This window comes from Rhodococcus sp. A14, from assembly GCF_011603105.1.
Classification (GTDB): domain Bacteria; phylum Actinomycetota; class Actinomycetes; order Mycobacteriales; family Mycobacteriaceae; genus Rhodococcus_F; species Rhodococcus_F opacus.
Window position 1 is genome coordinate 1 of sequence record NZ_JAAOQS010000202.1, and the last position, 5878, is coordinate 5878.

General features: G+C 67.3%; 3 protein-coding genes and 2 pseudogenes. 4 read left to right on the top strand and 1 reads right to left on the bottom strand.

The window, feature by feature from the left end; translation table 11 throughout:
• Window positions 1-163 (bottom strand): annotated as a pseudogene (locus G9373_RS44345) (4-hydroxyphenylpyruvate dioxygenase); the annotation flags it as partial.
• Window positions 164-347: 184 nt separating this feature from the next.
• On the opposite strand from G9373_RS44345, the gene G9373_RS44350 reads away from it, so the two are divergent.
• From G9373_RS44350 to G9373_RS44370, 4 genes and pseudogenes are all read left to right on the top strand, one after another.
• Window positions 348-875 carry an Lrp/AsnC family transcriptional regulator gene (locus tag G9373_RS44350; protein ID WP_005261973.1) on the top strand — a complete coding sequence of 176 codons (528 nt, stop codon included), beginning with the start codon at window positions 348-350 and terminating at the stop codon, window positions 873-875.
• Window positions 876-1084: 209 nt separating this feature from the next.
• Complete coding sequence (locus G9373_RS44355) at window positions 1085-2311, top strand: Glu/Leu/Phe/Val dehydrogenase dimerization domain-containing protein (protein WP_065492431.1); 1227 nt, start codon at window positions 1085-1087, stop codon at window positions 2309-2311.
• A 16-nt stretch (window positions 2312-2327) separates the two neighbouring features.
• A complete protein-coding gene (locus G9373_RS44360) occupies window positions 2328-3767 on the top strand; it encodes an amino acid permease (RefSeq protein ID WP_167121159.1) in 1440 nt (479 codons plus the stop codon).
• Window positions 3768-3898: 131 nt separating this feature from the next.
• Window positions 3899-5311 (top strand): annotated as a pseudogene (locus G9373_RS44370) (aspartate ammonia-lyase); the annotation flags it as partial.
• Window positions 5312-5878 lie beyond the last annotated feature (567 nt).

Below are 5878 nucleotides of genomic sequence, written 5' to 3' on the forward strand. Positions count from 1 at the left end.
TCTGGGTGGCGTTGCCGACCACCCAGACGACGGCGTCCCAGCCGCTGACCGGGAACGGGTCGCGGGTGCCGTCGTATTCGACGAGCCCGACCAGCTGCTCGAGCTGGCCGAGGTCGAGACCTGCCAGGCGTTCCTTGTCGGTGAGAGTCTGCTCGATCGTCATCGCTGTCTTCCTGGTTCGAGGGACGGGGGCTTGGTGGCCTGTTGCCTGGGTCACTACGAAAACCCACCCCGCCCACATAGGCAACCGAGCCAGCAGAAGCTAGCCACAGTGCCACCTTCGGCGACCTCCGAACCACTTTTCTTATACAGTCGGACTAGTTGAATCCGCCCGGAGAGGTCTGGCCATGAAGGACGCAGTGCAGTTGGACGAGCTCGACTTCGCCCTTCTCGACGCCATGCACGACGACCCGAAGGCCGGCGTGCTGGAGCTGTCGCGCCGGATCAAGGTCGCGCGGGCCACCGTCCAGGCGCGGGTGCGCAAACTCGAGGAGTCGGGCGTGATCGCCGGGTACGAGCCGCGCCTCGACATCGCGGCCGCGGGGTTCGACGTGCAGGCGTTCGTCACGCTGGAGACGGCGCAGGGAGCGCTCGACTCCGTGACGTCGGAACTGGAGTCGATCCCCGGCGTGCTCGAGGCCTTCGCGACCACCGGTTCGGGCGACATCCTGTGCCGCATCGCGGCGGGTTCCCACCTCGGGCTGCAGCAGACGCTGATCGATCTGAACAAGTCGAGCGTCGTGGCCCGGTCCACCAGCGTGATGGTGCTGTCGGTGATCGTCCCGTACCGGTCGATGCCTCTGCTGCGGACCCTCGACCGGCCGCGCTCGGCGAAGGCCCCGGCCTACCGCACGGCTTCCTCGGAACCGGATTAGCACCACGATCGCCGGCTCAACTGCACAAACTGAATAGAAAATTCTGGAACTTCTTTCGCGGTGGTGTTCATCGTGGCTATGTGCCGGCCGGCCGGTTGCGGCGCACGAGTGGTGCCCGACACAGTGATCGCCGTAACAGCGCGGGCAGCGGTCGGGAACACCGACCGGGTCGCCCCGAGCCCCCGGCAGCCGAGAAACCGAGAGAAGCCATGAAGAATCTGCTCACCCGATTCGAAGAGAAGGCCCCCGAGATCGTCTTCGAGTGGCACGACACGGAGACCTCCGCACGCGGATGGACGGTGATCAACTCGCTACGTGGCGGCGCTGCCGGCGGCGGAACCCGGATGCGGCGCGGTCTCGACCGGCGCGAGGTGGAGTCGCTCGCGAAGACCATGGAGGTCAAGTTCACCGTCTCCGGTCCGGCCATCGGCGGCGCAAAGTCGGGCATCGATTTCGACCCGACCGACCCGCGCAAGGACGAGGTGCTGCGGCGCTGGTTCAAGGCCGTCACCCCGCTCCTCAAGGCGTACTACGGCACCGGCGGCGACCTGAACGTCGACGAGATGGCCGAGGTCGTGCCGATCACCGAGAGCTACGGCCTGTGGCATCCGCAGGAGGGTGTCGTCAACGGGCACTTCGCGGCCAGCGATCGCGAGCGGGTGCAGCGGGTCGGACAGCTGCGGCTGGGTGTCGCGAAGGTCGTCGAGGATGCGCGGTTCACTCCCGACCCGCAGGCGAAGTACACGGTGTCCGACCTGATCACCGGCTGGGGTGTCGCCGAATCGGTGCGGCACTACTACCGGGTCTACGGCGGCGAACTGGCCGGCAAGCGCGTGATCATGCAGGGCTGGGGCAACGTCGGCGCCGCCGCCGCGTACTACCTGGCGCAGTCCGGGGCCCGGATTGTCGGCATCCTCGACCGCAACGGTGGGTTGTCGAACACCGACGGCTACGACTTCGAGCAGATCCGCGCGCTGTTCCTGGCCAAGGAGGGCAACGAACTGCGCGCGGCAGGCATGGTGCCGTTCGAGGAGATCAACGAGGCGATCTGGAGTTCGGGCGCCGAGATCTTCCTCCCCTGCGCCGCATCACGTCTCGTGACTCGCGACCAGGTGGACCAGTTGATCGCCGGTGGTCTCGAGGTGGTGGCGAGCGGCGCCAATGTGCCGTTCGCGGACGACGAGATCTTCTACGGCCCCATCTACGAGTACGCCGACAAGAGTGTGGCCGTCGTCCCGGACTTCATCGCCAACTGCGGCATGGCCCGGGCGTTCGCACTGCTGATGGAGGGTGACATCGAGGTGTCGGACGAGGCGATCTTCGGGGACGTCTCCGCCACCGTCGCGACGGCGCTCGAGCGTTGCTTCGCGCGTTCGTCGCAGCCGACCGGAATCGCCGGTACCGCGTTCGAGATCGCACTCGATCAGCTCGTCTGACGGCACGGGAGCTCCCATGAACACAGTTCACGACCCACCGGCTTCCAGCACCGGACCCGTTGTCACCAAAGGCCTTCAGCAGGCGATGAAACCGCGGCAGCTGGTGATGATGAGCCTGGGCGGCGCGATCGGCGCCGGACTGTTCGTCGGCTCCGGTGCGGGCATCGCCGTCGCCGGGCCCGCGGTGCTCGTCTCCTTCCTCATCGCCGGATTCCTCGTCGTCCTCGTGATGCGGATGATGGGCGAGATGGTGGCCGCCGACCCCGACAGCGGCGCGTTCTCCGTCCACGCCGAGAACGCGATGGGCCCGGTCGCCGGCCGGACGATCGGCTGGCTCTACTGGGTGCAGGTCGTCATCGTGGTGGCCGCGGAAGCGACCGCGGCGGCGGCGATCACCGCCGCCTCCATACCCGCAGTGCCGCAATGGCTGGCGGCCCTGGCGTACATGAGTGTGCTGACCGCCGTGAACCTGGCGGGCGTCTCCCGTTTCGGCGAGTTCGAATTCTGGTTCGCCGCACTGAAGATCGTGGCGATCGTCGCGTTCCTGGCGGTCGGTTCCGCGATGATCCTCGGGGGGATTCCGAGCTTCGACGCGCCGGGTCTGTCGAACCTCACCGGCCACGGCGGGTTCGCCCCCAACGGTGTCACCGGCATCGCGGCCGGCCTGCTGATCGTGGTCTTCGCGTTCGGCGGCACCGAGGTGATGGCCATCGCGGCCGCCGAGACGTCGGAACCGCGGCGCAACGTGAGCCGCGCGGTGCGGTCCATCGTGTGGCGGATCCTGGTGTTCTACGTCGGTTCCGTCCTGATCATGGTGACGGTGCTGCCGTGGACCGCCGACGAACTCGCGACGGGACCGTTCGTCGCGGTCCTGAACGCCGCGCACGTCCCCGGCGCCGGCGCCGTCATGACCGTCGTCGTGGTCATCGCACTGCTGTCGTCGCTGAACGCCATGCTGTTCAGTGGCTCCCGGATGATCTACTCGCTGTCCGAGCGTGGGGCGGCGGCGAAGGTGTTCGGCCGGGTGTCGGGCAACGGTGTTCCCCGCGTGGCGGTGCTGGCGTCGGTGACGTTCGGGTTCGTCACCGTCGTCCTCAACTACCTGGCCCCGGATCGTGTTCTCCCGCTCCTGCTCAACGCGGTCGGCTCGACGATTCTGGTGCTGTGGACGTTCGTCACCGTCTCGCAGATCGTGTTGCGGCGGCGCGCCGAGAAGTCGGGCCGAACGGATCTGCCGCTGAAGATGTGGGGCTTCCCGTATCTGTCGTATGTCGCTCTCGCGCTGCTGGCCGCGGTCGCGGTGCTGGCGTTGTTCGACGACGCGGCACGCAACCAGCTGTTCGCGACGCTCACGTTCACGTGTGCGATCACACTGGCCTGCTGGGTGCTCGGACGCAGGCAACAGAGCGCGGCCGCCGACACCACACCGGAGAAGACGCCCGAGACCGTCGGCTGAGACGACACCGCGGTCTCACGGATGGCGAGGGGTCATCCGTGGGGCCGCGGCGGTCTCCCGCTCAGCGGACACGTTCCGGTCGCCGAACCTCCCGCCGCCTACCGTCGAACGCACGCGACGAAGGGCCGGGAATGACCACACATCCAGACGTTTTCGCCCCGGCCAGGCTGGGCCCCATCACGTTACGCAATCGGGTCATCAAGTCGGCCACGTTCGAGGGCCGCACTCCCGACGCGCTGGTCACCGACGAACTGATCGAATTCCACCGCCGGCCCGCGGCGGGTGCGGTCGGGATGTCGACGGTGGCCTACTGCGCCGTGGCACCGGAGGGTCGCACCGAACGCGGGCAGTTGTGGATGCGCCCGGACGCTGTGCCCGGGCTGCGCAGGCTCACCGACGCCATCCACGCCGAGGGTGCGGCCGCATCCGCCCAACTCGGGCCGCAGTGGCCGGGCGCTGACCCCGGAACCTCGACGAACATGAACGCCAACGAGGTCATTGCCAACCGGGCACTCGAGCTCCTCGGCCACCGCCGCGGCGACTACCACCTCGTCCACCCCCTCGACCACGTCAACATGGGCCAAAGCACCAACGACGTCTAGCCCACCGCGGTGAAGGTGGCGGTGCAATTCGCGTTGCGCCGCCTGCACACCTCGATGCGTGAGTTGGCCACCGGATTCGCCGCCAAGGCCGACGAATTCGCGGACGTGGTCAAGATGGGACGCACCCAGCTCCAAGACGCCGTCCCGATGACCCTGGACCAAGAATTCGGCACCTACGAGATCATGCTCGGCGAGGACGCCGACCGGCTCCTGGAGGCCGCGGCCCTGATCCACGAGATCAATCTCGGCGGCACCGCAATCGGCACCGGCCTCAACGCCCACTCCCGCTACGCCGAACTCGCATGCCGGCACCTGCGGGACACTGCCGGCATTCCCGTGACCACGGCCGTCGACCTGGTCGAGGCCATCCAGGACGTCGGCTCGTTCGTCCAGGTTTCCGGTGTGCTCGAACGCACCGCAGTGAAACTGTCGAAGATCTGCAACGACCTGCGGCTGCTCTCCTCCGGCCCCCGGGCGGGATTCTCCGAGATCAACCTTCCCCCCGCCCAAGCCGGATCGTCGATCATGCCGGGAAAGGTCAACCCGGTCATTCCCGAGGTCGTCAATCAGGTCGCCTTCGAGGTGATCGGCAACGACGTCACCGTCTCCATGGCCGCGGAGGCCGGCCAACATCAGCTCAACGCGTTCGAGCCGATCATCGCCCACAGCCTGTTCCAGTCGATCACTCACCTCGACCGCGCCTGCCGCACGCTCGCCGCGCGGTGCATCACCGGGATCACCGCCAACACCGACTACCTTCGGCAGACCGTCGAGCGCTCCATCGGAGTGGTCACCGCGTTGAACCCCTACATCGGCTACGCCGCCGCGACCAGCGTTGCCGCCGAGGCCCTCGCCTCCGGCCGCAGCATTCCCGCACTCGTCACCGAACGCGGCCTGCTCGACACCGCGCAGATCGCTCGCATTCTCGAACCCGGCAACCTCATCCGAGCAGTCGAGATCGAAACCACCACTACCCCAAGGACCTGAGCGTGGAGTTCTCAGTACTCGTCTACGGCGACATCGAATACTTCGAGCCCGGCCACACCGCTGGCCAAATTGGGATTCGCCTCCCGGGCGCAGGTCGCGGCCCGGGTCGTGGAGCGGACGCACGATCGCGAGTGAAAAACCAGAGCAGAACTGCAATTACCACAGCCCGAGCCCGTGGCCGGCCGCACATCACCGCCTCGATCACACGCTCCAGACCTGCGGCCGGTGATGCAGGAGAGACCTTGACCGCGCTCGCACCGTCTACCCAAACCGGTCGAGCCTCCGGCCCGGCCACTGGTGACGGCCAAGCCGTGTGGGCGTCCGGACTCGCAAGCACCGATATCGACGCCACGACCAACCGTGTGGACCTGAGCGTGCCGAAGTCGAGCTAAAGATGTTTCGGTAATTGAGTGAGTGCCGATCATAGGGGAAGCCCGGTGTGGTCGAGGAAGCTGTGGCACAGGTCGTAGTTCGAGCCGATCCGGGTCAGGCCGGTCTCGGTCGCGATGCGGACCTCGTCGA